Genomic DNA, 22871 nt, shown 5'->3' with positions numbered 1-22871 from the left:
GAGCTGAGCAACACGTGTGGTCCCAACTTGGTCCCAGGCGGTCCGGTCCGGTTGTTCCACCCCGGGCCAACCCAACGCTTTGTCAGCCCGTTGCGCCGAACGATTTGCGCCGGAATTGGCGTGGTCGTTGGTTATCAGGGATCTCTGGGTGCTGCGAGTACCATTCGCGCATCTTCTGTGCGGCTTGGAGTTCGGGGGCCGAGGTGTAGCGGGTCAGTGAGTACACGAACATTGCCGTGAACCAGCCCACCCCGACGAACATGCCGATCGTCAGCAGTCCGGCTCCCAGCGCGGAACCACCGAACGCGGCAACCCCGGCACCCAGCCCCGCGCCTGTGACACTGGGTTGCCGCTTTCGAGGCGGGGTCAGCTGTCGTTTGGGGTTCATGTCGCGGAAGCCAAGGTAGTGACTGACCGCGACCACCGAGACCACCACGATCCACAGAATGATCCGCCCAACCGAATTCGCATCCTTGTTGATGGCCATGACCAGGCCTCCGACGAGGAGAGCTCCGACGCACAAGATGATTGCCCACAGAACCGAGGCGAGCACCCGCCTGGCCCAGTAACTCGGTCCTCGCCGGTACCACGAGGTCCCGAGACCCTTGATCGACTCGACCGGTGGCACGCTCCACGACTGATCGTTCGTGCTCATCCGAATGCCTTGTGCCACAAGCTGGTTGTCGCGCTCTTCGTTGCGTTCCAGGCACTACCGCCGAGATCAGCCATGTCGTGGCCGGTGTTGGAGAACGTATTGCCCAAGCCGTGCGTGACGCCGCTCACCACACCGCGGTCGTGTATGTCTTCGGCCCAGTGCTCATGGAAGCCCTGATAGAAGGTGTCCCCAACTCCGACGACAATTGCCCCGGCACCTGCGGCGACCGCGAGTACCGGCGCGGCTTCGGGTGCCAGCGCCACGGCGGCGGCACCGGCTGTGAGACCGAGAGCGGCCGCACCGTAGTCGTAGGCGCGAGCCGTGGTCGGGTTCTGCCCCTTCGAGATATCGTCGCGCGCTTGAATTTCCGCGACCACTCCGGAGGCGGCGACATCTACGACCGGGATCTCCTTCAAGAAGTTCAGGCCCTTCGGGGTGACCTTCTCCAGCGCCGGGATGAGCTTGTCCGCGTCTTTGATCTTCACGTTCAGCAGGTCCGACAGGGGGGCTTCGCCCTTGCCTGCCTCGGCGGCGGCGAGCTTGTTCTCCAGTTGAGTCAGGTCTTTGTTCGCAGCGAAGGTGTTCATCCGGGCAGGATCGTCGATGGGCAGTTGCCCACCCTTGGCGATGTAGTCCGAGTGGGCTTTGGTGTAGTCCTTGAACGCCTGGTCCAGTGTCTGGTCCGCGGCCTTGATCTTGTCCGGCAGGGTCTTGCCCCACAGGGTGTTCTTCTCGTTCGGCACCGCGTAGAGCCCGCGCAGGTAGTCGGCGAGGGTGACTCGTTTGTCCCAGCTGAAGTCGCTGTCGTGGTCGGTCGGCTTGATCGGGGAGGCTAGGTCGTTGAGTTCTTTGGCGGCTTGCAGCCGAAACCGTTGCGCCAGCTTCACTGCCGAATCGTAAGTGGCGCTGTAGTCCGATTGGGCCTGGCGCGCCTTCTTGGCGGTGTCTGAATCCGGGTCGCCGGTGATGACCAGCGGCAGTGGTTTGCCGTCCTCGCCGATCTGCGCGCCTAGGAGCTTCGCGTCATTGGCGGCGTTGTAGAGGTCGGCTTCGATCGCCTGTAGGTTGTCGCCCAGATCGCCGAGCGTCTTTCCGGCACTGCTGGTGACGGTGGCCACCGCACCGACCTGAATGGATGTCGAGGTCCAGGCTTTGCGGAACGAATCCGCGCCGTCGCCGGTCCATCCGGCGTCGCCGACAATGGTGTCCACCTTCGAGCTCAGCGCTTGGACGATGTCGTTGGTCGAATCCGGTGCCGTTTGCATGGCCGTGCCCATGGCCTGCAGACCTGCCAGGTCGCCGCCGATCCAGCTCATCCGGCACTCCTTTCGGTCTGTCAGTCCAGGTTCTGAGTGAGGTCGTCGAACAGCTTGCGGTTGTCGATGTCGTGGCGCTCATAGGAGTCCCGCGCGTAGGCGAGTTTGTCCGAATGCGTCTGGATAGTGCGGACCACCTGATGGTTGAGGATCTCGAGCAGCTCGAGGATGCCCTTCATCGCCTCGTTCAAGGTGCCGTCGCCCGAGTCCACCGCTGCGGGGAGGAAGCCGGGTACTCGACCTTCGTACGTCGTCGCTTCGTCGCCGAACGTCTTAGCCATCGACTTCAAATCGTCGAGAACGACTTCGAAACCACTCATATGCGGAACACCACCGTGTCGGACTCAGGAATCTCAATATTGTTTTGGTAGCGCTGCATAGCAGCGAGCCGATTGCTCGTCCACCAGGTTCGACAGGTTTTCTCGAGAGGATCGAGCACGATCGAGATGGCGGAGGTGCCGAGCAATTGGGGCAGGGCCGCCGATTGAACCATGATCCAGGGCTGGTGTTGCCCCAGCCGTTCGATCAAGCGCTCGACGTTCGAGAATACGATCGCGACCGGCGCTCCTGTGACTTCCGCGCTGAGTTCGATAGAAACACCCTCGTCGTCCGGGTGCGGGTGCGCGGGAACCACGATGACCTTGGGAAGTTCGACCCCGATCTTGGTCGGTGGCTCCATCGCCGGCTGCGGACTAACTGGTGCAGGTGGCCGGGTGGGTTGCGACGGTTCGTCATCCCAATCGTCGTAACCACCGAAATGCACATTCTGGATCACCATTCCCGAGCGACACCCCCCACTGGTTCAAGATTGGCTAGGCGGCAGCCTAGCAGGCAGAACACATATTGCCCTGTGAGGCAAATCATGCGGAAGACCGCCAACCCGGAACCGGCGATTCATGTATCAGAACGAGTGAGGAGCGGCGGCCGGGCAGAAACACGGCCACTCATTCTCCTTGCGGTACGCGGCGCCAGAAGGTGCGGCTGTAGCCAGTAGGTGCGGCAACCACGACGCCCACGACACTTTGGCGGTGTTCGGGACGCGCATTGAACCCGCCGGCACGGCCGAGCTGCGCACTGAGGACGATGGTCCTATCGCAGAGAGCTTCCGCAGCCTTCAGTGCTTCCAAGTCGGCGGGGGCGGGGTTGTCGTTATCGACGACCTTCATCGGCCGATTCCAGGCTGTATAACCCTCTGGCACATGGGCATCGATCCAGAGGATTTCTAGCTCTCGAACCCACTTACCAGGCTGATCCTTGGTAGGTGGAACGACGTCGCCATGTGCCTGGGCCCAGTCATAGAGGATATTTGTGCCCTGCTCGATCAGCGCTTGCTGTTGGGCAAGTTGGTATTCGTGGTGCCTCTTTGCAGCGATCCGTCGTTGCTCATTGAGCCTATCGAGCTCGGCAATCCAGTCCGCCGCACCGATTTCATCGATCACTGTCTCGACCGAGGGGCGATAGGTACCCAGGATGTACGAACCGTCTTGTCCATTCACATCGGCGGGCCAGTCCGGGGCGATGATTTGATACGAGACCAGGCTCCCATCGACACGGAGCCATTCGTCTTTAGCCGGGCGCTGAAGTCTCGGGGAGGCGGAAAAGCTGCGGGGCCGCGTTAATTTCAAGTTTTAACTATGTCCGAGTTGTTCCTCGTTGACGAGGTCCTCGAACTCTTCGGCGAGTTCCTTCATTTCATCCGGGAACACCCACTTGCGCATGGCCCAGAATCGGAATGCCATCTGCAGCAGATTTCCGATGATGAACGCGCTGAAGAAGTCGGCGATGTTCTCGACGGTGAAACTCACGTTCGGCTGGCGTAGGTCGAACACGTAGCTGGAGATGTACAGCGGCAGGCTGGCCAGCAGCACGCCGATACCGCTCACCGCGAAGAACAGCAGCGCTTCGTGATGCTTTTCGCGGCCGCCGCGCTTGTCGAAGGTCCACTCGCGATTGAGGATGTACGACACGATGACCGCGATGGTGCCCGACAGGATGCGGGCGACCGTGGGCTTGGTGTCCAGTACGGTCCATTTGAGCAGATAGAAGATGCCGAGATCGATGACGAAGGTCGTCGCACCGACAATCGCGAACTTGAGCAGTTCGGAATGCTGGTCTGCGAGGTCCCGCAACGGTTTGGGCAGGACGTTTATCACCTTGTCGACAAATGACACCCCGCGAGTCTACGTGCCATACCGACTCGAAGGGCAACCCGCGGGATCCGGGGGCATCCCGTCATGACAACATTTACGAACGTGAGCGCACGTTCCTTCGATTCCTCCGCGATGCCCACCGTCACCATGATCGGTGGCGGTCAGCTCGCGCGCATGACCCATCAGGCGGCCATTGCGCTTGGGCAGCGGTTGCGCGTGCTGGCCGAGCGCCCGGACGATCCTGCGGCGCAGGTCACACCGGATGTGATCTTCGGCAGTCATCAGGATCTGGCGGCGCTGCGCAAGGCCGCGGTCGGCTCGAACGCGGTGACCTTCGATCACGAGGGTGTGCCGACCGAGCATCTCGAGGCGTTGATCGCGGAGGGTGTGAATGTCCAGCCGCCGCCGCGCGCGCTGATCTTCGCGCAGGACAAACTGATCATGCGCCGCAAACTGGCCGAGCTGGGTGTGCCGATTCCGGCGTTCACCGAGGTGACCTCGATCGCCGACGCGGTCGCCTTCGGTGATGCGCAGGGCTGGCCCTTCGTGCTCAAGGCCGTGCGCGGTGGCTATGACGGTCGTGGCGTATGGATGCCCGCCGATGCCGCCGAGACCGAGCGCATTGTCACCGATCAACTGGCGCATGGGGTTTCGCTGCTGGCCGAGGCCAAGGTGGATCTGAAGCGTGAGCTGTCGGCCATGGTGGCGCGCTCCCCGTTCGGTCAGGCCGCGGCCTGGCCGGTGGTGGAGACCATTCAGCGGCACGGTCAGTGCGCCGTGGTGATCGCGCCCGCCCCCGGCCTGTCCGAGTCCCGCGCCACCGAGGCCGCGGCCCTGGCGTTGCGGCTGGCGGCCGAATTGGGTGTCACCGGTGCGATGGCGGTGGAGCTGTTCGAAACGCACTCGGGTGAGCTGCTGGTGAACGAGCTGGCGATGCGCCCGCACAACTCCGGGCACTGGGGTATGGACGGCGCCTGCACCGGCCAGTTCGAACAGCATCTGCGCGCGGTCCTGGACTATCCGCTGGGTTCGACCGCCCCGCTGGCGCCGGTGACCGTCATGGCGAACATTCTCGGAGCCGAGCAGGCTCCGTCGATGTCCATGGATGAGCGCCTGCACCACCTGGCCGCCCGCCTCCCCGAGGCGAAGGTGCATCTCTACGGCAAGGGCGAGCGCCCCGATCGCAAGATCGGGCATATCAATATTCTCGGCGACGATGTCGCCGGCACCCGCGAAAAGGCGGAGCGCGCGGCCCACTGGATGTCGCACGCGATTTGGACCGACGGATGGGATCCGCATCATGCCTGAGACCGCACAAGTTGGCCTGATCATGGGCAGCGACTCCGACTGGCCCACCATGGTCGCCGCCGCGGAAGCCTTGGCGGAGTTCGGAATTCGCTTCGAGGTAGGCGTCGTCTCCGCCCACCGCACCCCCCAGCGCATGCTCGACTACGCCAAGGAGGCCGCCGGTCGCGGCATCCAGGTGATCATCGCGGGTGCGGGCGGCGCCGCCCACCTGCCCGGTATGGTCGCCTCCGCCACCCCCCTCCCGGTCATCGGCGTCCCCGTCCCGCTCAAGCACCTCGACGGCATGGACTCGCTCCTCTCGATCGTCCAAATGCCCGCCGGGGTCCCGGTGGCCACGGTCTCCATCGGCGGCGCCCGCAACGCGGGCCTGCTCGCCGTCCGCATCCTCGCGGCCGCCGACCCCGAACTGCGTTCCCGCATGGAGCAATTCCAGTCCGCCCTGGAAAAGATGGTCCTGGAAAAGGATCAGGCCCTGCGAACCCAACTCCTGGGCTGACCGATTCCGTGCGCCCACCCAACTACGGTGGGCGTGTGGCCCCCGACGACGCGACTGCCCGCCGTTTGACGGTGGTGGATCATGCCCTGCGGCTGTTTGCCGAAAAGGGGTATGAGGCAACGACTGTGGATGAGATCGCGGAGGCGGCGGGGATATCGCGGCGGACGTTCTTTCGGCAGTTCCGGTCCAAAGAGGATGTGGTTTTCGCCGATCACGAGTCGCAGTTGGCGCAAGCTCGGGCGTTTCTGGATGGGGCGCAGGGGGATCCGTGGGACGCGGTGGTCGATGCCGTGGTCGCGGTGTTCGAGCGGTTCACGCAGTGGCGGGAGTTGGCGGCGCGCCGGTATCAGGTGGTGCGGCAGGTGCCGACCCTGCGCGAACGCGAGATCGTGACCGTGTTTCGGTACGAGCGGTTGTTCACCGACTATCTGCGGGCGCGGCTGGGGGGCGAATTCGATTTGGCGCTGGTGCAGTTCACGGCGGCGGTGACGGCAACGCACAACTATCTGCTGCGGCGCATGGTGCGGGGGGAGTCCGCGGCGAGTCCGGCGGATCTGCGGGCCGCGCTGGCCACGATTCCGCGGGGCGGGGTGGGTCGTGAGAGTGCCACCTCGGATCAGATGGTGGTCGCGGTGTTTCCGCGGGATATGCCGTCACGGCAGGTCGCCGATCTTCTGGCGCGCCGTCTCGATACGCTGTGATCGGCCCGCAGTGGCGTAAGTGACACTGCGTGCCACGCTTTCGTAGGGCAGTATGTGCATGTGGCCGCGATATCGCGGCGTATACTCGGCTTTGAATGGCACTGAGTGCCGAGACGCTGGTGAGGTTGGGAGACCAGCGGCGAACCGACCCGAACGCACAGGAGACGAACCCCATGGCGGGCAACCCCGATTTCGATCTGTTCAAGCTCGAGGACTTCCACGATGAGCTGCGCGCGGCGATTCGCGCCCTGTCGGAGAAGGAGATCGCCCCGTACGCGAAGGATGTCGACGGCAACTCCCGCTTCCCGCAGGAGGCGCTGACCGCCCTCAACGCCGCCGGCTTCAACGCCGTGCATGTGCCCGAGGCGTACGGCGGCCAGGGCGCGGACTCCGTCGCCACCTGCATCGTGATCGAAGAGGTCGCGCGCGTCTGCGGCTCCTCCTCGCTCATCCCCGCTGTCAACAAGCTCGGCACCATGGGCCTGATCCTGCAGGGCTCCGAAGAGCTCAAGCAGCAGGTGCTGCCGACCATCGTCGAGGGCGGGATGGCCTCCTACGCGCTGTCCGAGCGTGAAGCCGGCTCCGATGCCGCCTCCATGCGCACCCGCGCCAAGGCCGACGGCGACGGCTGGATCATCAACGGCTCCAAGTGCTGGATCACCAACGGCGGCAAGTCCGATTGGTACACGGTCATGGCCGTGACCGACGCCGACAAGGGCGCCAACGGCATCTCCGCGTTCATGGTCCACAAGGACGACGAGGGTTTCGTGGTCGGTCCGCTGGAGCACAAGCTGGGCATCAAGGGTTCGCCCACCGCCGAGCTGTACTTCGAGAACTGCAAGGTTCCCGGCGACCGCATCATCGGTGAGCCCGGCACCGGTTTCAAGACCGCCCTGCAGACCCTGGATCACACCCGCCCGACCATCGGCGCGCAGGCCGTCGGTATCGCGCAGGGCGCCCTGGACGCGGCCATCGCGTACACCAAGGACCGCAAGCAGTTCGGCAAGACCATCGCGTCCTTCCAGAACACCGAGTTCATGCTGGCCGATATGGCCATGAAGATCGAGGCCGCCCGCCTCATGGTCTACACCTCGGCCGCCCGCGCCGAGCGTGGTGAGAAGAACCTCGGCTTCATCTCCGCCGCCGCCAAGTGCTTCGCCTCGGATGTGGCCATGGAGGTCACCACCAACGCCGTCCAGCTCTTCGGCGGCGCCGGCTACACCACCGACTTCCCGGTGGAGCGAATGATGCGCGACGCCAAGATCACTCAGATCTACGAGGGCACCAACCAGATCCAGCGCGTGGTCATGTCGCGTCAGATCCTGCGCTGATTTCATAGCGCGCCGCTTCTTCGGAAGGCGGTATCGGGTTCGCCCGGTGCCGCCTTCTCGCGTGTCCGGGGGTGTCGCCGCGCCCCCAATTCCCGGGTGTCACAAGGGTTTGGCCTCGGACGTTGTGTGTTGCTCTGGGAAATAAGAGGTTTCAAGACTGTTCGAAGTGGGAATGCGGGGGCACTATGGAGCCATGGCCGGAGTCGAAATCACCGACACCTTCGTCCGGCGCACACTGGCCGACGGACGGGTGGAAGAAGTCGCGTGGCGGGAGCTGGCGGAGGTGCGAATCATTACCACGGCCGATGGGCCGTTCGCCGAAGACGTGTTCTTCGTGCTGATCGGGGCCACCGGTAAAGGATGCGTGGTGCCGCACTCCGCGGCGGATACCGCGTTCCTGGCTCGGCTGCAGGCGCTACCGGGATTCGACAACGAGAAGGTTGTCGAGGCGATGCTGACCACCGCGGACCGGCAGCTGCTGGTGTGGCGAGCGCAGCGCCCGGATGGTGGGCGCGCGAATTAGCCGACCAGATCGGCGTATTCGGGGTGCTCGCCGATGTACTTCTCCACGTACCAGCAGGTCGGAATGATCGAGAAACCTTGTGCGCGAGCATCGTTCAATGCGAACTCGACCACCTGCGCGGCCACGCCGCGGCCCCGGAACTCGGGGAAGGTGAGGGTGTGCTGGATATCGCGGACCCGGCGCTCACCATCGACGCGCTCGGCGTAGTCGGCGTAGCCCGCGAGCGTGTCGTCGAGATAGATCTCGTAGCGGGTGTCGTCGACATTGTGTTCCAGCCGGGTACTCATGGTCGGTGTGAACTCCCTTGTGGTGCGGATTGTTCCGTGCGGCCGGTCAGAGGACCGCGCCGGGATTCAGTATTCCGTGCGGATCCAGTGCGTTCTTGATCTGCCGCGTGAGCGCCATCACGTCCGGTCCGAGCTGATCGGGCAGCCATGCCTTCTTCAACCGTCCGACGCCGTGTTCACCGGTGATGGTGCCGCCGAGCCCGATGGCCAGATCCATGATCTCGCCGAAGGCCAGGTGCGCGCGCTCGGACTCGGCCGGATCGTTCGGATCGTGCACGATGAGCGGATGGGTATTGCCGTCCCCGGCATGCGCGATCACCGAGATCAGCACCCGGCGTTCGCGCGCGATATCGGCGATGCCGTGCACCAGGTCCCCGAGCCGGGGCAGCGGCACCCCGACATCCTCGAGCAGTAGCGGCCCTTTGCGTTCCACCGCCGGAATGGCGAATCGTCGTGCGGCGCAGAAGGCTTCGCCCTCATCGGGATCGTCGGTGCGGAAAGCCTCGGTGGCCCCGGCCTTTTCGCAGGCCGCGAGCATGATGTCGGCCTCGTACCCGGCATGCTCGCCGGGTGCGTCCGAGCGCGCCACCAGCAGTCCGGCGGCCTCGCGATCCAGGCCCATACGCAGTTCGTCCTCGACCGCGTTGATGGCCACCGCGTCCATGAACTCGAGCATGGAGGGCCGCAGCGTCCCGGTGATGGCCAGAATCGCCGCCATCGCCGCCGAGAGCGTCGGGAAGCTGGCCACCACCGTGGACTGCGGCGGCTGCGCGGGCAGTAGCCGCAGCGTGAGTTCGGTAATGATCCCGAGCGTCCCCTCACTGCCGACGAACAGTTTGGTCAGTGACAGCCCGGCGGAGTCCTTGAGTCGCGGCCCGCCCAGTCGTACCGCCGTCCCGTCCGCGAGGACGACCCGCATTCCGAGCACGTAATCGGTTGTGACGCCGTACTTCACACAGCACAGCCCGCCCGCGTTGGTGGCGGCGTTCCCGCCGATCGAACAGATCTCGAACGAGGAGGGGTCGGGTGGATACCAGAGCCCGTGCTCGGCGACGGCCCGCTTGACCTCGGCGTTCAACAGTCCGGGCTGTACCACGGCGGTCCGCGTGACCGGGTCGACGCTGATCTCCCGCATCTTCTCGGTGCTGAGCACCAGCGCCCCGGGCTGCGCGGTGGCCCCGCCGGAGAGTCCGGTCCCGGCCCCACGCGGCACGATCGGCACCCGATGTTCCTGTGCCCAGCGCACCACGGCGGCAACCTGTTCGGTGGTCGCGGGCCGCACCAGCGCGAGTGCGATTCCGGCGTCCGGGTCCAGTGCCCGGTCTTGTCGATAGGCCCCGAGGACGTCGGGATCGGTCACCAGCATGCCCTCGGGCAGCAGGGCGCGGAGCGAGTCGAGATCGGTGCGCGGTTCCACACTCGAGAACCTACGCGAAGACTCCCGAGAGGGGGCGAGTGCCCGATTGGTCGCATTTCCCGGAATTGTTTACCGACTGTTCCCCGTGTCGGGGTGCCACGGTGATTGCCGCACACACTCTTATCGGCCAGCATGCGAACTCATGCTGTCGACACCTCTCAACCCCGCCGGAGACGTACCCGACACCGGCATTCCCGCGCATCTGGCCGCCGCCATGACCATGGCCGAGCAGTACGAGTGGCATCGCGCCTATCTGCGCCGCCATTCGGTATCGCGCCGGAACTTCCTGCGCGGCGCGGCGGCCGCTGCGGCGGTGGCGACAGCCGGTATCTCACCTTTCGCCGCGCGCGCCTACGCCGAGGACGCGCGGTTGGGCGTGGCGGGACGGCATATCGGCTTCGGCGCGGATGCCACCTCGCAACTGCGCTTCTCGGCGCAACTGTCCCGAAACCCGGGCTCCACCAAGGTATTTCTGGATCATGGCGCGACACCCGCGCTGGGCGGCACCGTCGAGGCCGAGGTGCGCAATCTGGTGACCCAGATCCCGAGCGCCGACGGGGGAGTGCTCGCTGCGGAACAGTTCTACGTACACGCGCCCCTGGACGGCCTGCCCGGCCGGATGCCGCACTTCTACCGCTGGCGCACCGCAGACGGTTTCGCCGGTGATATCCGCTCGGCCGCCACCGCCATGCCCACCGCCCGCGCCGCCGTACTCCCGTTCCGTTTCACCATGATGGGTGATCAGGGCACGGACGACACCCCGGGTCAGCCCGCCGGTCTCGCACCCGGCGACTACGACGATATGTACTACAAGCCCGACAATGAACCGGGCGTACGGCATACCGAGAACGTCATGCGCCAAATCGTCGCCGCCCGACCGGATTTCCATGTTCTCGCCGGTGATATCGCCTACGCCGACCCGTCCGGCGCGGGCAAACCCCCGCAGTACGTCGCCTCCGGCGGCACCGCGGGACATGGCTTCGACAAGTTCAATCCCTATGTCTGGGACGTGTACTTCGGTGCGATCGAGTCGAGTGCGTCGACGACCCCGTGGATGTTCGCCACCGGCAATCACGATATGGAGGCCGCGTACGACACCCACGGTTACGGCGGACACCTTGCGCGCCTGGACTTTCCGGGCAACGGCCCCACCGGGTGCCCGTCGGCGTACTCGTTCACCTACGGCAATGTCGCGGTGCTCTCCCTGGACGCCAATGACGTCTCGTACGAGATCGGCGCGAATACCGGATACTCCGGCGGAGCCCAGAACGGTTGGGTGGAAAGGACTCTCGCGGGTTACCGCTCGAATCCGGATATCGATTTCATCGTCTGCTTCTTCCACCACTGCGCGTACTCGACCACCGATTCGCATGCCAGCGACGGCGGCGTTCGCGACGCCTGGTGCGCCCTGTTCGACCGCTACCAGGTGGATCTGGTGTTGCAGGGCCACAATCACGTCTTCGAGCGCACCGACCCGATTCGCGGCAATTCCCCGAGTAAGGCGGCGGGCGACAATTCCATCGTCTATCCCGAGACCGACGGCACCGTGTACTACACCGTTGGCGGCGGCGGCCGCCCCCGCTACGGTTTCCAGCCCGGCTCGCAGGAGAGCTACCGCGGCCATGAGATCGGCGATACCGCGGTCCCGAACAGCTTTGTCTGGACACCCGGCGGCACCAAACAGGATGAGGCCGCACCCTGGTCCCGCGTGCGTTTCCGCAACTACTCGTTCATCCGAGTCGATGTGCGCCCGGGCTTCTTCTCCAGCGAGATGGATGTGATCGCGGTCGACGAATACGGCCGCGAATTCGACAAGGTGACCTATCGCCGCCAGGTGCGCGGGTAACCGGGCGAATAACGAAGCGGGGCATGACATTCGGAGTGAATGTGATGCCCCGCCGGTGCGCCCGACGTGAATTCCGTTTCAGCGAGCGGTGGCGCGGGGGAGGGTGAGGGCCGCGCCGAGCACGACCGTCACGATTCCGAACGCGACCAGTGCCACGATCTCCATGGCGTGCACGAAGTCGCCGAGCCCGTGTGCCCCACCCAGTGCGCTGAAGAAGATGGTGCCCAGAACCGTTGCGCCGATGGCATTTCCGAACTGCTGTGCGGTGGTGAGCACGCCCGCCGCCATACCCGACTGGTGTGCCGGGATACCGGAGGACAGCACCGCCCCGATGGCCGAGGGAATGGTCATACCGTTCCCGGTGCCGACCAGGATCATGCCCGGAATCAGCGTCAGCGCGGTGATCGAGGACCCGTACCAGGCGAGTACGCCGACGGTGATGGCCAGCCCGGTCAGGCTGATGCCGGTGCCCAGCACCATGACTCGATTCCCGATCCGCTCGGCCACCTTGCGGGCGAACAGCGAACTGGTCGCGAAGGCGATACCCAGCGGCGCGAAGGTGAGCCCCGCGGCCAGCGGTGACATGCCGAGCCCGTTCTGTAGCAGCAGGGTCAGGCAGAGCATGAATCCCGCGAAGAAGGCCAGGTACCCGCCCGAGATGAGCATGCCCGCCGCGAATACCCGCTCCCGAATGAGCCCGGTGTCGAGCACCGGCTGCCCGCCGCGTCGCGCCAGCGCGCTCTCATAGCTCAGGGTGAGCAGCAGCACCGGCAGCGCCGCGGCCATGGACGCCCAGGTCCACACCGGCCAGCCCTCGGGCCGACCCATCGTGACGGGAATCAGCACCAGCGCGAGCGCCGCCGAGATCCCCAGCACCCCAATCGGATCCAGCCGCGGCCGATGGGTCTGCTCATGCCGGGGCAGCCACCGCGCCGCTAGCAGCGCCGCGATCAACCCGATGGGCAGGTTGATGAAGAAGATGGTCCGCCAGCCCCAGCCGAACAGGTCGAGGTCGAGCAGCACCCCGCCGAGCACCTGCCCGGAGACCGCGCCGATTCCGATGGTGGCCCCGAATGCCGCCATCGCCTTGGGTCGTTCGGCGGGCGGGAACATGGTGTTGATCAGCGCCAGCATCTGCGGCACCATGGCGGCGGCCGTAATACCTTGCAGCACACGGAATCCCACCAGCGCCCAGGCGCTCCAGGCGAGTCCGCACAGTAGTGAGGCGGCGGCGAAGGCGGTCATGCCGATGACGAACATGCGCCGATGTCCGTACAGATCGCCGAGTCGTCCGCCGGTGATGAGCCCGCTGGCATAGGCGAATCCGTAGCCGCCGACCACCAATTCGAGTGCGGCCTCGCCCGCGCCCAGATCGTGCTGGAGTGAGGAGGCCGCCACATTGATGACGAACCAGTCGAACATGGCCATGAACATGGCGGTGAGGATGACCGGCAGCACCCGCCACCGGTTCGGGTACGCCGCCGGTGCGAGAACTGCTGTGGTGGAGCGTGTTTCAAGAGTGGTCACGTCGTTCTCCCGAACGGTGAGCAGGATTGCGTGGGATGCGGCGCGACATTGCGCCGGGAAGTCTTCGCCTTCGCGACAGGCGTAACCAACTGGTTAGTTGAAACTATTCCACCCGCTCCGACCCTGTCAACTACTTAGTTGGTTATGCTGGATCCATGGCAGTCAGGGATCCGGAGGCGACGAAGGCGCGTATCTTCGCCGCCGCCACCGAGGAGTTCGCCGCACACGGCATCGCCGGTGCCCGGGTCGACCGCATCGCCCGCAATGCCAAGGCCAACAAACAGCTCATCTACGCCTACTTCGGCGATAAGGAGCTGCTGTTCCGTCAGGTCCTGGAGAAGACCATGCTGGCCGTCGCCGCCTCGGTGACCACCGATATCGAGGATCTCGACGTCTGGATCGACCAGCACATCGACTACCACCGCGAGCATCCGGAACTGCTCCGCCTGCTCATGTGGGAGGCGCTGGAACTGGGCACCGAGAACGCCTCCGCCGGTGAACTGCGCTGCGGCCGCTACCTGGAGAAGCGCGCCAAAGTCGAAGTGGCGCAGGACAAGGGCCTGATGCGCAAGGATATGCCGTCCGGCAATATCCTCATGCTGCTGATGAGCATGATCAACTATCCGCTCGCGGTCCCGCAGGTCGCCGAGTTCACCCTCGGCGAGGACAACGATCCGGAGTCGGCCCGCGCCTGGACCAAGGACGCCATCCGTCGAATCGTCGCCCCGCGCGCGGACGCATCCGCTGCGATCGCGGGCACGCGGGGCGCCTCCGCCGCCGACCCGAGCACCTGACCGGTCGGTCCGAGCCCGCTCCGCGCACCGCAGTACAGTGGCGCGGTGTCCGATCCCAAGCTCGAGATCCAAATGCTGCACGACCGCGTCATGGTCAAGCTCAACCAGGACGCGGGCGAGCGGCGCAGCAGCGGGGGCATTCTCATTCCGGCCACCGCCCAGGTGGCCAAACGCCTGTCCTGGGGTGAGGTCTGCGGCGTCGGCTCACACGTGCGCGCTGTCAAAGTAGGCGACCAGGTGCTGTTCAGCGCCGACGACCAGTACGAGGTGGAGATCCAGGCGCAGGCGTATTACGTACTGCGCGAACGCGATATCCACGCCGTCGCCAATGAGCAGGCCGAACACGGTACGGGTCTGTACCTGTAATCCGTCAGGCGGTTTTCAAGATCCCGCCGTCGATGACGAAGTCCGCGCCCAGCACATTGGTCACCCGGTCCGAGGCCAGGAAGGTGACCAGGGCGGCGACCTCGGCGGCGGTGGAGATGCGTCCGGAGGCGATCCCGAACGTCTCGGGCATGACATTCAGGAACTGTTCGTGCGTCACGCCATTGGCGGCGGCGAGTCTGCTGCCGAGGCTGTCCGCCCCGTGCCAGATATCGGTGGCCACCGGGCCCGGCGAGACGGTGTTCACGCGCACCCCCTGCGGCCCGAACTCCTCGCTGAGTCGCTTGCTGAACGCGGTGAGCGCCGCCTTCGCCTCGCTGTAGCCGACCGGTCCGGCCGCGGGCAGTCGCGAATTGATCGAGGAGACGGTGACGATCGCGCCGCGTCGCTCGACAATGCTGGGCAGCGCCGCCCGGGTAGCGGCGATAACGCCGAACAGGTTGAGGTCGAAGAAGTTTCGCATCTGCTCATCGCGTGCATCGAGAATGCCGCCGAGCCCGCCCGCGAGCTGGCTCGCATCGCCGCCGCCGACATTGTTGATCAGGATATCGATGCCGCCCAGCTCGGCGAGCGACTCGGCAACCAGTCGTTGCGCGCCCTCGGTGCTGCTCAGATCGACGGAAATCGCTGCCGCGGCGACCTTTTCGAGTTCGGGGGTGATCGTGCGGGCCGCGCCGACCAGCCGAACCCCTTCGGCGGCAAGTGTTTCGGCAATGGCGAGGCCGATGCCGCGGCTGGCTCCGGTGATGACTGCTGTTTTGCCCTCGAGGCCGAGATCCATGGTGATGCCTTTCTTGAACTGTAGGTCAAAAATTGGGGTAAAAGAAAAGGCCGCCCGCGCGGTGCGGGGGCCGGAGTGTGGTCAGAGGGTGGAGAGTGCGGTGTCGATAATGCGGTACAGCATCGCGGCGTCGGCGGTCTTGGCCGTAATCCGAAGTCCCGCCAGGGTATTCGACATGAAGTCCGCGTAGGCCCGGGCATCGATATCCGCGCGTACGTCACCATCACGTCGCCCCTGCTCGATGCGATCGGCCACCGCCGCTGTAATGCGTTCGAGGCCCGCGCGCACCGCCGCGGTGGCCTGCTCATCGTGCCCGGCGAGCTCCACGGCGGTGTTCGTCACCATACAGCCGCGCCGCACCGACCCCTCCAGGTCGGCGTCCACCGCGAACCGGAGCCAGGCGCGCAGCCGCTCCCGGGTGGTTCCGGGTTGTGACAGGATCTGCGTGACGAGCCGTACCCCCATCTGTTCGTAATGAGCCAGGGCCAGGTCGAACAGCTGCCGCTTACTTCCGAAAGTGTTGTACAGACTGCCTTTTCCGATCCCGGTCGCCTCGGCGAGCAGGGCGGGTGAGGTATTGGCATAGCCATGGGTCCAGAACGTCTCCATCGCCTGCTCCACTACGGAGTCGGCTTCGAATTCGCGCGGGCGGCCCATGACATGAAGATACCCCGTTCTAGACCTTGAGGTCAAGAACGGGGTATCCGGGTGAAAACCCTAGAGCGCCTTGAGTTCCTCGGTGACCGCACCGACGGACTTCTTGGCGTCGCCGAACAGCATGGAGGTGGTGTCGGCGTAGAACAGCGGGTTGTCGATACCGGCGAAGCCGGAGTTCATCGAGCGCTTGAGCACGATCACCGACTTGGCCTGATCGACATTGAGCACCGGCATGCCGTAGATCGGCGAGGAGGGGTCCTCACGCGCGGCCGGGTTGGTGACATCGTTGGCGCCGATGACCAGGGCGACATCGGTGCGGCTGAATTCGCCGTTGATATCGTCCATTTCCTTCATGGCGTCGTAGGAGACCTCGGCCTCGGCCAGCAGCACGTTCATATGCCCGGGCATGCGACCGGCGACGGGGTGGATGGCGTACTTGACCTCGACGCCCTTGGCCTCGAGCAGCGCCGCCATCTCCTTGACCGCGTGCTGGGCCTGGGCCACGGCCATACCGTAGCCGGGGACCACGATCACCTGGTTGGCGTAGGCCATCTGGATCGCGGCATCCGCGGCGGAGGTGGCCTTGGCCTGCTTCTGCTCACCGTCACCCGAAGCACCGGGAGCCGTTGAACCGCCGCCGAATCCACCCGCGACGATCGCGGGGATGGAGCGGTTCATGGCCTTGGCCATCAGGTTGGTCAGGATGGTGCCGGACGCGCCGACGATCATGCCCGCCACGATCATGGCGGTGTTGTTCAGCGCCAAACCCGCTGCGGCGGCCGACAATCCGGTGAGAGCGTTGAGCAGCGAGATGACGACGGGCATGTCCGCGCCGCCGATGGGTAGTACGACCATCAAACCGAGGATGCCCGCGAGCACCAGCACCAGGATCATCCAGTACTGCGGCACACCGTCTTTGGTCGCTCCGATGCCGATGACGACCGCGGCGGCGATGGCACCGGCGAACAGCAGCAGGTTCAGCGGCTGCTGCAGCTTGCCGACGCTGATCGGCTTGCCGGACAACAGTTCCTGCAGTTTCGCGAACGCGATGCAGGAGCCCCAGAACGACACCGAGCCGATGATGGCCGCGAAGAGCGAGGCGATCACGATATGCGCGGTCGGCTGTTCCCCGGACGGGAAGTCCGAGAAGCCCTTGGTCTCCAGGAATTCCGCCCACGCGATCAAGGCCACCGTGCCACCGCCGACACCGTTGAACGCGGCGACCAGCTGCGGCATGGCGGTCATCTTGGTGAACCGTGCGGGCGGCACGCCCAGGCCGATACCGACCACCAGACCGGCGACGATGATGAACCAGTTATTGGAGTCCCGGATGGAGAGCAGGGTCGCGCCGACCGCGATCGCCATGCCGACCGCGGCGATCTGATTACCGCGCACCGCGGTCTTGGGGCCGGTCAGGCCCATCAGACCGTAGATGAACATCGCGAAGGCGACGATGTACAGAATATTGACCAGATTATCCATGGCTTATTTGCCCGCCTTCTCTTCCGCAGCGGGCTTCTTCGCCTTGAACATGCCGAGCATGCGGTCGGTGACGACGAAGCCGCCGATCACGTTCAGCGTGCCGAAGACGACCGCGACGAACAGGATGATCTGCATGAGCACCGAGGGGTGCTCGATCTTGCCGAACACCACCAGCGCGCCGAGCACGACAATGCCGTGAATGGCGTTGGTGCCGGACATGAGTGGGGTGTGCAGGGTGTTGGGCACCTTGGAGATGACGGCGAAGCCGACGAATCCGGACAGCACCAGGATCGCGATATTCGCGAGCAGTTCGGTGTACATCAGGCTTCCACCTCACGGGTGACGCAGGAATCGGCCAGCACCTGATCACTGAAATCGGGTGCCAGGGCACCGTCCTTCAGCATCAGTTCCAGCAGCGCGGAGATGTTCTTGGAGTACAACTCCGAGGCGTGCTCGGGCATGGTGGCCGGGAGGTTCAGCGGTGAGGCGATGGTGACCCCGTGCCGCACAACGGTTTTGCCGGGTTCGGTGAGCTCGCAGTTACCGCCGGTCTCACCCGCCATATCCACGATCACCGAGCCGGGCTTCATACCCTCGACCGCGGCGGCCGTCACCAGGCGCGGTGCGGGGCGGCCGGGCACCAGCGCGGTGGTGACCACCACGTCGAAGCCCTTGATGGCGTTCTCCAGGGCGGTCTGCTGCTGGGCGCGCTCCTCATCGGAAAGCTCACGGGCGTAACCGCCTTCACCGGCGGCGTCGATACCGAGATCGAGCCACTGCGCGCCGACCGAGCGCACCTGATCGGCGACCTCGGGCCGCACGTCGTAACCGGTGGTCCGCCCGCCCAGGCGCTTGGCGGTGGCCAGGGCCTGCAGGCCCGCGACACCGACGCCGAGGACCAGGACGGTCGCGGGCTTCACGGTGCCCGCCGCGGTGGTGAGCATGGGGAAGAATCGGGTGGATTCGCTGGCGGCCAACAACACTGCCTTGTAGCCCGCGACATTGGCCTGTGAGGACAGCGCGTCCATCACCTGCGCGCGCGAGATACGCGGAATCGCCTCGACCGCGAAGGCCTGTACGCCCGCGTCTTTGAGCGCGCCGATCTTGGTGTCCGCGTTGCGGGGTGCGAGGAAGCCGATCAGCGTCTGACCGGAGTGCAGTTTGGCGATCTCGGCGTCATTGGGCGGGGCCACCTTGACGACCACATCGGTGTTCCACGGATCGCCGATGCTGGCGCCCGCGTCGACGTAGGCTTCATCGGGAATGAGCGCGCCCAGACCGGCACCGGACTCGACGATCACCTCCACGCCCTGCTTCAGCAGCGACGGAATGATCTTCGGCACCAATGCGACACGTCGTTCGTCCGCGTTCGTTTCCCGAACCACGCCGACGCGCGCGCCGTGCGGAGCACGAGAATCAACGCTGTTGGGCGCTCCGCTCGGATCGCTCTGCGTTGTGTCCACTTGTCAAACTTCCTTCTCGTGGTGAGCCCGGGCCACCCGGTACTTCCTGATGGGCCGTATCACCGGTCCAAACGGTGGGCCGAACTTACTTGTGAGTAAGTTCGTGAGAATTCTCGCAACTGTACCTGCTTCGCGGTGAGCGTAGCGGAGATAGGCGTCACACAGCGCGGTGAGAAAACCGGACAACCCGCTCATTCGAGGGGTGTCGCGCATCACTCTTACGCCGTAATGTCTGCGAGGTGAGCGGCTGCATCTTCTGCCGGATCGTAGGGGGCGACGCACCCGCGACCAAGATCTTCGAGGACGACATCCTCGTGGCGTTTCTGGACATAAGGCCCATAACTCGGGGTCACACGCTGGTGATTCCCAAAAGCCACGCCACTGATCTGGATGAACTGAATCCCGCCCTCGGCGCCCAGCTCTTCGCCTTCGGCCATCGGCTGGCAAAGGCCGTGCGTCGCAGCGAACTCGGCGCGGATGGCGCGAACCTGGTCATCAATGACGGGAAAGCCGCCTTCCAAACCGTGCACCACGTACACCTGCACGTGGTCCCGCGCTGGAAGGGTGACACCCTGACCTTCGCCAAGGGATTCGTACTGCGTCGCCCGCACGACCGGGAGCGCACCGCAGCCGCCATCCGAGCCGGACTGGACCGGCTCGCCGACGAGGAGAAGGAGACCACCGCATGACCGACACGGTGCCGGACCGCGCGGAGATCACCGCCGCCTTGTCCGACCAGTGGGACGCACTCACCCGACTAGTGGACGGACTGCCCGAAGAGCGCATTCGTATGTCCTCGGCGCTGCCCGGCTGGACCGTGTTCGATGTGCTCGCACACATCATCGGCACCGAATCCATGCTGGCGGGGGAGCCGACGCCGGATCTGGACGTCGCGGGCGAGCACATTCGCAATGAGATCGGCGCACTCAATGAGAAGTGGATCGAATCGCTGCGCCCGCTCGCCGGATCCCAACTGGTGGAACGCTTCCTGCAGGTGACCGGCGGGCGATCGAAGACGCTCGAAGGTCTGAGCCCCGAGGCGTGGGCACAGCCGGTGCCGTCACCGGTGGGTATGACGCCCTACGGCCGGTTCATGCGAATCCGCCTCTTCGACTGCTGGATGCATGAGCTCGATATCGCCGACGGACTCGGCGTCACCGTCCACGAGGGCGGCGGTCGTGCCGAAATCGCCTTCGCCGAACTGGTTTTCGGCCTCGGCCGCGCGGTGGTGAAGGGTGGCGGCGCGCCCGAGGGCGCGCGTATCACCTTCGAGCTCACCGGTCCGGTGCGGCGAACACTGCATATCGCGGTGGTCGGCGGCCGGGCGAGCCTGGTCGAAAAACTGGATGGCCCGGCCGATGTCGTGCTCACCATGGGTTCCGGGCTCTTCGCCCGGCTGCGCGGCGGCCGCACCACGGCGGACGCGCATCTCGGCGAATTCACCATTGCCGGCGATACCGAACTGGGCAACCGCCTGGTCCGCGGCCTGACGTTCACCATCTGAGCCCCGGTGCGATTGTTCCTGTCCAGCTACCGATTCGGCGCGCACGCGAATCGGCTGCTCGACCTGGTCGGTCCGCCCGGCCGGGTCGCGGTCATCGCCAATGCCTGTGATGCCTGGCCCTCGGCCTGGCAGAGCGCGGTCACCAGTGATCTGTTTCCGCTGCGCCGCTTGGGTTTCCAGCCCGAGGTGGTGGACCTGCGCGATTACATCGGCAGGCCCGAAGCGTTGGAGCAAACCCTCTCCGGCTTCCCGATGGTGTGGGTGCGCGGCGGCAATACCTTCGTACTGCGCGCCCAATTCGCCCGCAGCGGAGCCGATGTCGTACTGACCCGGCTGCTCGAAGCCGATGCCCTGGTCTACGCGGGCTACAGCGCCGGGGCCTGTGTGCTGACCCCGGACCTGCACGGACTCGAATCCACCGATGATCCCGCCGAGGTGCGCACCGCCTGCGGTATCGAACCCCGCTGGGACGGACTGGGTTTGGTGCCGCGCCGGATAGTCCCGCATCTGGATTCGCCCACCGACCCGGAGGGCCACTCCCGCAAGCTGGTTCGCGACTATCTGGCCTCGGGTATCGCGCACTGGGCACTGACGGACGATCACGTGGTCGTTGTCGACGGAGACAACACCGAAGTTCTCACCTAGCCCGGAACCCGTAAAACCCCGTCATCCCGGCATGCTTTTGGCCGGGATCCACCTGTTCGAAGTGGATCCCGGCCAAGAAGCGCGCCGGGATGAGACGGGGGTTGGTGCCGGGCTACTCGCCGCCGTGGCGCAGGCCGTGCACCACCGCGATGACCGCGGCCAGCAGCGCCGCCACACCGAGAATCGTGAACGACAGCACATACGCGTCCAGCGTCGGCACCTTGGTGTGCGCGATGACCTGCGAGGTCAGAATCGATCCGGTCACCGCGCCCGCGACACTGCCGCCGGCGGTCCGCACCAGCGAGTTGATACCGCTGGCGATACCGCTCTCACTCATCGGCACATGCATGACGGCCAGGGTGCCGAGTGCGGCGTATCCGATACCGAAGCCGGTGCCCTGCAGCACATTCGAGACCACCATCTGCCAGCCGTGCTCATGGAACGCGGCGGTCCACAGCAGCGCCGCCGCGGCGAAGGCCGAGCCGATGGCCAGGGTGTACGCCGCGCCGATGCGCGCCGCGATCCGTCCGGTGCGGAAGGAGAACAGCGTCATCAGCAGTGCGCTGGGCACGCCGTACAGGCCGACCGCCAGCACCGATCCGGACAGGCCGTAGCCGACCTTGTCGGCGGGCGTCTGCACGAAATTGGAGACCAGCGTGAACGAGCCGAACAGCGCCGCGCCGAGCAGCAGCGAAATCAGGTTGGCGGTCAGCGATTTCGGGCCGACCAGCAGTGGCAGCCGCACCAGCGGCTGTTCCACCTTGAGTTCCACGATCACCCACACCACGGTCAGCGCGACGGCGGCGGCGAACAGACCGAGCACGCTGCCCGAGCTCCAGCCCCAGCGCGGGCCCTCGCTGATGCCGAGCAGCAGCGTGATGAGCAGACCGGCCAGCAGTGCCGCGCCGATGTAATCGGGCGAGCCGCCGTGCCGGACGCCGGTGTCCTTGGCGCTGAACTGAATCAGCACCATGGCGACCACGCCGAGTGCCGCGGTGATCCAGAAGACCGGGTGCGGGTTGGTGGTGTGATCGGCGATCAGACCGGTCATGAGCATGCCGACGGTGCCGCCGACGCCCATGGTGCCCGAGACCACGCCGATGGCGGTGACCATCTTCTCCGGCGGGAAGGTATCCCGCAGAATGCCGATGGCCAGCGGAATCATGGCCGAGGCGGTGCCCTGCAGCGCGCGGCCGATGATGTAGACGCCGAGCGAGGTGGCGAAGGCGCAGACCACCGAGCCGACGATGAGCAGGCCCATGGCGATGAGCACCATGCGCTTCTTGCCGTACATATCGCCGAAGCGGGACAGCAATGGGGTGGCGACCGCTCCGGAGAGCAGCGCGGCGGTGAACAGCCACTGGATGCCCGCGGCGGTGGTGCCGAGCTGGACCATCATGTGCGGCAGCAGCGGAATGACCACGGTCTGCTGGAGCGAGACGACCAGACCGGCGGCGCCGAGGGCGAGCAGGGTCAGCGCGAGGTGGCTCTGGGGGCGGTCGTCGGTGCCGGTTCCGGCGGCCTGACCGACGGCGGTCGTAGTCATGCGGCAATCCTTCAGATTACTTACCAAAATTAAGTAAATGGGTTTCGTAAGATAACCA

Annotated in this window: 26 protein-coding genes; 11 read left to right on the top strand and 15 right to left on the bottom strand. The window is 65.4% G+C overall.

Translation table 11 applies throughout. The annotated features are described in order from the left end of the window. Positions 1 to 82: 82 nt before the first annotated feature. From OHB26_RS05585 to OHB26_RS05560, 6 genes are all read right to left on the bottom strand, one after another. Complete coding sequence (locus tag OHB26_RS05585) at positions 83 to 487, bottom strand: hypothetical protein (RefSeq protein ID WP_330183158.1); 405 nt, start codon at positions 485 to 487, stop codon at positions 83 to 85. 164 nt (positions 488 to 651) lie between these two features. Further along, complete coding sequence (locus OHB26_RS05580; protein ID WP_330183157.1) at positions 652 to 1971, bottom strand: WXG100 family type VII secretion target; 1320 nt, start codon at positions 1969 to 1971, stop codon at positions 652 to 654. Between the two features lie 20 nt (positions 1972 to 1991). After that, positions 1992 to 2291, bottom strand: coding sequence for a DUF6317 family protein (locus OHB26_RS05575; protein ID WP_330183156.1), 300 nt, complete (start codon positions 2289 to 2291; stop codon positions 1992 to 1994). After that, positions 2288 to 2749, bottom strand: a complete 462-nt coding sequence (locus OHB26_RS05570; protein ID WP_330183155.1) for an SAV_915 family protein — start codon at positions 2747 to 2749, stop codon at positions 2288 to 2290. Before OHB26_RS05570 ends, OHB26_RS05575 begins: the two co-directional genes overlap by 4 nt. 166 nt (positions 2750 to 2915) lie before the next feature. After that, positions 2916 to 3596 (bottom strand): hypothetical protein, encoded by a 681-nt coding sequence (locus OHB26_RS05565; RefSeq protein ID WP_330183154.1) that lies wholly within the window; start codon positions 3594 to 3596, stop codon positions 2916 to 2918. A 3-nt stretch (positions 3597 to 3599) separates the two neighbouring features. Beyond that, entirely contained in the window at positions 3600 to 4142 is a 543-nt protein-coding gene (locus tag OHB26_RS05560; RefSeq protein ID WP_330183153.1) for a GtrA family protein, read from the bottom strand. A gap of 81 nt (positions 4143 to 4223) precedes the next feature. Between OHB26_RS05560 and OHB26_RS05555 the strand changes: the two genes are divergently transcribed. From OHB26_RS05555 to OHB26_RS05535, 5 genes are all read left to right on the top strand, one after another. Next, entirely contained in the window at positions 4224 to 5429 is a 1206-nt protein-coding gene (locus OHB26_RS05555; RefSeq protein ID WP_442942860.1) for a 5-(carboxyamino)imidazole ribonucleotide synthase, read from the top strand. Next, on the top strand, positions 5422 to 5925 hold the full coding sequence (purE, locus tag OHB26_RS05550; RefSeq protein ID WP_330183152.1) for a 5-(carboxyamino)imidazole ribonucleotide mutase: 504 nt from the start codon (positions 5422 to 5424) through the stop codon (positions 5923 to 5925). The genes OHB26_RS05555 and purE overlap by 8 nt, the downstream gene beginning before the upstream one ends. A 35-nt stretch (positions 5926 to 5960) precedes the next feature. Then, positions 5961 to 6626: a TetR family transcriptional regulator gene (locus tag OHB26_RS05545; RefSeq protein ID WP_330183151.1), complete on the top strand. Its 666-nt coding sequence runs from the start codon at positions 5961 to 5963 to the stop codon at positions 6624 to 6626. Positions 6627 to 6799: 173 nt separating this feature from the next. Beyond that, on the top strand, positions 6800 to 7957 hold the full coding sequence (locus OHB26_RS05540; protein WP_330185509.1) for an acyl-CoA dehydrogenase: 1158 nt from the start codon (positions 6800 to 6802) through the stop codon (positions 7955 to 7957). Between the two features lie 193 nt (positions 7958 to 8150). Beyond that, a complete protein-coding gene (locus OHB26_RS05535) occupies positions 8151 to 8480 on the top strand; it encodes a hypothetical protein (RefSeq protein WP_330183150.1) in 330 nt (109 codons plus the stop codon). On the opposite strand, the gene OHB26_RS05530 is transcribed toward OHB26_RS05535, so the two are convergent. After that, positions 8477 to 8767, bottom strand: coding sequence for a GNAT family N-acetyltransferase (locus OHB26_RS05530; RefSeq protein ID WP_330183149.1), 291 nt, complete (start codon positions 8765 to 8767; stop codon positions 8477 to 8479). The two genes, OHB26_RS05535 and OHB26_RS05530, sit on opposite strands and share 4 nt — an antisense overlap. Positions 8768 to 8813: 46 nt before the next feature. Next, positions 8814 to 10133, bottom strand: coding sequence for an FAD-binding oxidoreductase (locus OHB26_RS05525; protein WP_330185508.1), 1320 nt, complete (start codon positions 10131 to 10133; stop codon positions 8814 to 8816). A 193-nt stretch (positions 10134 to 10326) separates the two neighbouring features. Between OHB26_RS05525 and OHB26_RS05520 the strand changes: the two genes are divergently transcribed. After that, on the top strand, positions 10327 to 12030 hold the full coding sequence (locus OHB26_RS05520; protein ID WP_330183148.1) for a metallophosphoesterase: 1704 nt from the start codon (positions 10327 to 10329) through the stop codon (positions 12028 to 12030). A gap of 78 nt (positions 12031 to 12108) precedes the next feature. Here the strand turns inward: OHB26_RS05520 and OHB26_RS05515 are convergent, their stop codons facing one another. Then, positions 12109 to 13557 carry an MFS transporter gene (locus OHB26_RS05515; RefSeq protein WP_330183147.1) on the bottom strand — a complete coding sequence of 483 codons (1449 nt, stop codon included), beginning with the start codon at positions 13555 to 13557 and terminating at the stop codon, positions 12109 to 12111. A 155-nt stretch (positions 13558 to 13712) separates the two neighbouring features. Between OHB26_RS05515 and OHB26_RS05510 the strand changes: the two genes are divergently transcribed. Together OHB26_RS05510 and OHB26_RS05505 are read left to right on the top strand one after the other, a co-directional pair. Continuing rightward, positions 13713 to 14351, top strand: coding sequence for a TetR/AcrR family transcriptional regulator (locus OHB26_RS05510; RefSeq protein WP_330183146.1), 639 nt, complete (start codon positions 13713 to 13715; stop codon positions 14349 to 14351). A gap of 45 nt (positions 14352 to 14396) precedes the next feature. Continuing rightward, the gene (locus tag OHB26_RS05505) at positions 14397 to 14717 is read left to right on the top strand and encodes a GroES family chaperonin (RefSeq protein ID WP_330183145.1); all 321 of its coding nucleotides are present in this window, start codon (positions 14397 to 14399) and stop codon (positions 14715 to 14717) included. A gap of 4 nt (positions 14718 to 14721) precedes the next feature. On the opposite strand, the gene OHB26_RS05500 is transcribed toward OHB26_RS05505, so the two are convergent. The 5 genes from OHB26_RS05500 to OHB26_RS05480 form a co-directional block, all read right to left on the bottom strand. Then, complete coding sequence (locus OHB26_RS05500; RefSeq protein WP_330183144.1) at positions 14722 to 15516, bottom strand: SDR family oxidoreductase; 795 nt, start codon at positions 15514 to 15516, stop codon at positions 14722 to 14724. A gap of 81 nt (positions 15517 to 15597) precedes the next feature. Then, on the bottom strand, positions 15598 to 16173 hold the full coding sequence (locus tag OHB26_RS05495; RefSeq protein ID WP_330183143.1) for a TetR/AcrR family transcriptional regulator: 576 nt from the start codon (positions 16171 to 16173) through the stop codon (positions 15598 to 15600). A 60-nt stretch (positions 16174 to 16233) separates the two neighbouring features. Continuing rightward, positions 16234 to 17655 (bottom strand): NAD(P)(+) transhydrogenase (Re/Si-specific) subunit beta, encoded by a 1422-nt coding sequence (locus OHB26_RS05490; protein ID WP_330183142.1) that lies wholly within the window; start codon positions 17653 to 17655, stop codon positions 16234 to 16236. A gap of 3 nt (positions 17656 to 17658) precedes the next feature. Continuing rightward, positions 17659 to 17976, bottom strand: a complete 318-nt coding sequence (locus tag OHB26_RS05485; RefSeq protein ID WP_330183141.1) for an NAD(P) transhydrogenase subunit alpha — start codon at positions 17974 to 17976, stop codon at positions 17659 to 17661. Then, positions 17976 to 19118: a Re/Si-specific NAD(P)(+) transhydrogenase subunit alpha gene (locus tag OHB26_RS05480; protein ID WP_442942859.1), complete on the bottom strand. Its 1143-nt coding sequence runs from the start codon at positions 19116 to 19118 to the stop codon at positions 17976 to 17978. Before OHB26_RS05480 ends, OHB26_RS05485 begins: the two co-directional genes overlap by 1 nt. A 239-nt stretch (positions 19119 to 19357) precedes the next feature. Here OHB26_RS05480 and OHB26_RS05475 point away from each other — a divergent pair, with 239 nt between their 5' ends. The 3 genes from OHB26_RS05475 to OHB26_RS05465 are packed head-to-tail and all read left to right on the top strand — an operon-like array spanning position 19358 to position 21267. Then, a complete protein-coding gene (locus OHB26_RS05475) occupies positions 19358 to 19807 on the top strand; it encodes an HIT family protein (RefSeq protein WP_330183140.1) in 450 nt (149 codons plus the stop codon). Continuing rightward, complete coding sequence (locus OHB26_RS05470) at positions 19804 to 20622, top strand: maleylpyruvate isomerase family mycothiol-dependent enzyme (protein ID WP_330183139.1); 819 nt, start codon at positions 19804 to 19806, stop codon at positions 20620 to 20622. The genes OHB26_RS05475 and OHB26_RS05470 overlap by 4 nt, the downstream gene beginning before the upstream one ends. A gap of 6 nt (positions 20623 to 20628) precedes the next feature. Continuing rightward, positions 20629 to 21267 (top strand): Type 1 glutamine amidotransferase-like domain-containing protein, encoded by a 639-nt coding sequence (locus tag OHB26_RS05465; RefSeq protein WP_330183138.1) that lies wholly within the window; start codon positions 20629 to 20631, stop codon positions 21265 to 21267. A 112-nt stretch (positions 21268 to 21379) separates the two neighbouring features. Here the strand turns inward: OHB26_RS05465 and OHB26_RS05460 are convergent, their stop codons facing one another. Then, a complete protein-coding gene (locus OHB26_RS05460) occupies positions 21380 to 22813 on the bottom strand; it encodes an MFS transporter (protein ID WP_330183137.1) in 1434 nt (477 codons plus the stop codon). Positions 22814 to 22871: the final 58 nt, after the last annotated feature.

Origin of the sequence: Nocardia sp. NBC_01503 (assembly GCF_036327755.1) — a bacterium.
Classification (GTDB): domain Bacteria; phylum Actinomycetota; class Actinomycetes; order Mycobacteriales; family Mycobacteriaceae; genus Nocardia.
This window is presented reverse-complemented; position numbering and strand designations above follow the sequence as displayed.

Coding starts and splice junctions, on each gene's coding strand:
- OHB26_RS05585 (WP_330183158.1), bottom strand. CDS start 487: ATGGCCATCAACAAGGATGCGAATTCGGTTGGGCGGATCATTCTGTGG.
- OHB26_RS05580 (WP_330183157.1), bottom strand. CDS start 1,971: ATGAGCTGGATCGGCGGCGACCTGGCAGGTCTGCAGGCCATGGGCACG.
- OHB26_RS05575 (WP_330183156.1), bottom strand. CDS start 2,291: ATGAGTGGTTTCGAAGTCGTTCTCGACGATTTGAAGTCGATGGCTAAG.
- OHB26_RS05570 (WP_330183155.1), bottom strand. CDS start 2,749: ATGGTGATCCAGAATGTGCATTTCGGTGGTTACGACGATTGGGATGAC.
- purE (WP_330183152.1), top strand. CDS start 5,422: ATGCCTGAGACCGCACAAGTTGGCCTGATCATGGGCAGCGACTCCGAC.
- OHB26_RS05540 (WP_330185509.1), top strand. CDS start 6,800: ATGGCGGGCAACCCCGATTTCGATCTGTTCAAGCTCGAGGACTTCCAC.
- OHB26_RS05535 (WP_330183150.1), top strand. CDS start 8,151: ATGGCCGGAGTCGAAATCACCGACACCTTCGTCCGGCGCACACTGGCC.
- OHB26_RS05530 (WP_330183149.1), bottom strand. CDS start 8,767: ATGAGTACCCGGCTGGAACACAATGTCGACGACACCCGCTACGAGATC.
- OHB26_RS05525 (WP_330185508.1), bottom strand. CDS start 10,133: ATGCTGGTGACCGATCCCGACGTCCTCGGGGCCTATCGACAAGACCGG.
- OHB26_RS05520 (WP_330183148.1), top strand. CDS start 10,327: ATGCTGTCGACACCTCTCAACCCCGCCGGAGACGTACCCGACACCGGC.
- OHB26_RS05510 (WP_330183146.1), top strand. CDS start 13,713: ATGGCAGTCAGGGATCCGGAGGCGACGAAGGCGCGTATCTTCGCCGCC.
- OHB26_RS05500 (WP_330183144.1), bottom strand. CDS start 15,516: ATGGATCTCGGCCTCGAGGGCAAAACAGCAGTCATCACCGGAGCCAGC.
- OHB26_RS05495 (WP_330183143.1), bottom strand. CDS start 16,173: ATGGGCCGCCCGCGCGAATTCGAAGCCGACTCCGTAGTGGAGCAGGCG.
- OHB26_RS05490 (WP_330183142.1), bottom strand. CDS start 17,655: ATGGATAATCTGGTCAATATTCTGTACATCGTCGCCTTCGCGATGTTC.
- OHB26_RS05485 (WP_330183141.1), bottom strand. CDS start 17,976: ATGTACACCGAACTGCTCGCGAATATCGCGATCCTGGTGCTGTCCGGA.
- OHB26_RS05470 (WP_330183139.1), top strand. CDS start 19,804: ATGACCGACACGGTGCCGGACCGCGCGGAGATCACCGCCGCCTTGTCC.
- OHB26_RS05460 (WP_330183137.1), bottom strand. CDS start 22,813: ATGACTACGACCGCCGTCGGTCAGGCCGCCGGAACCGGCACCGACGAC.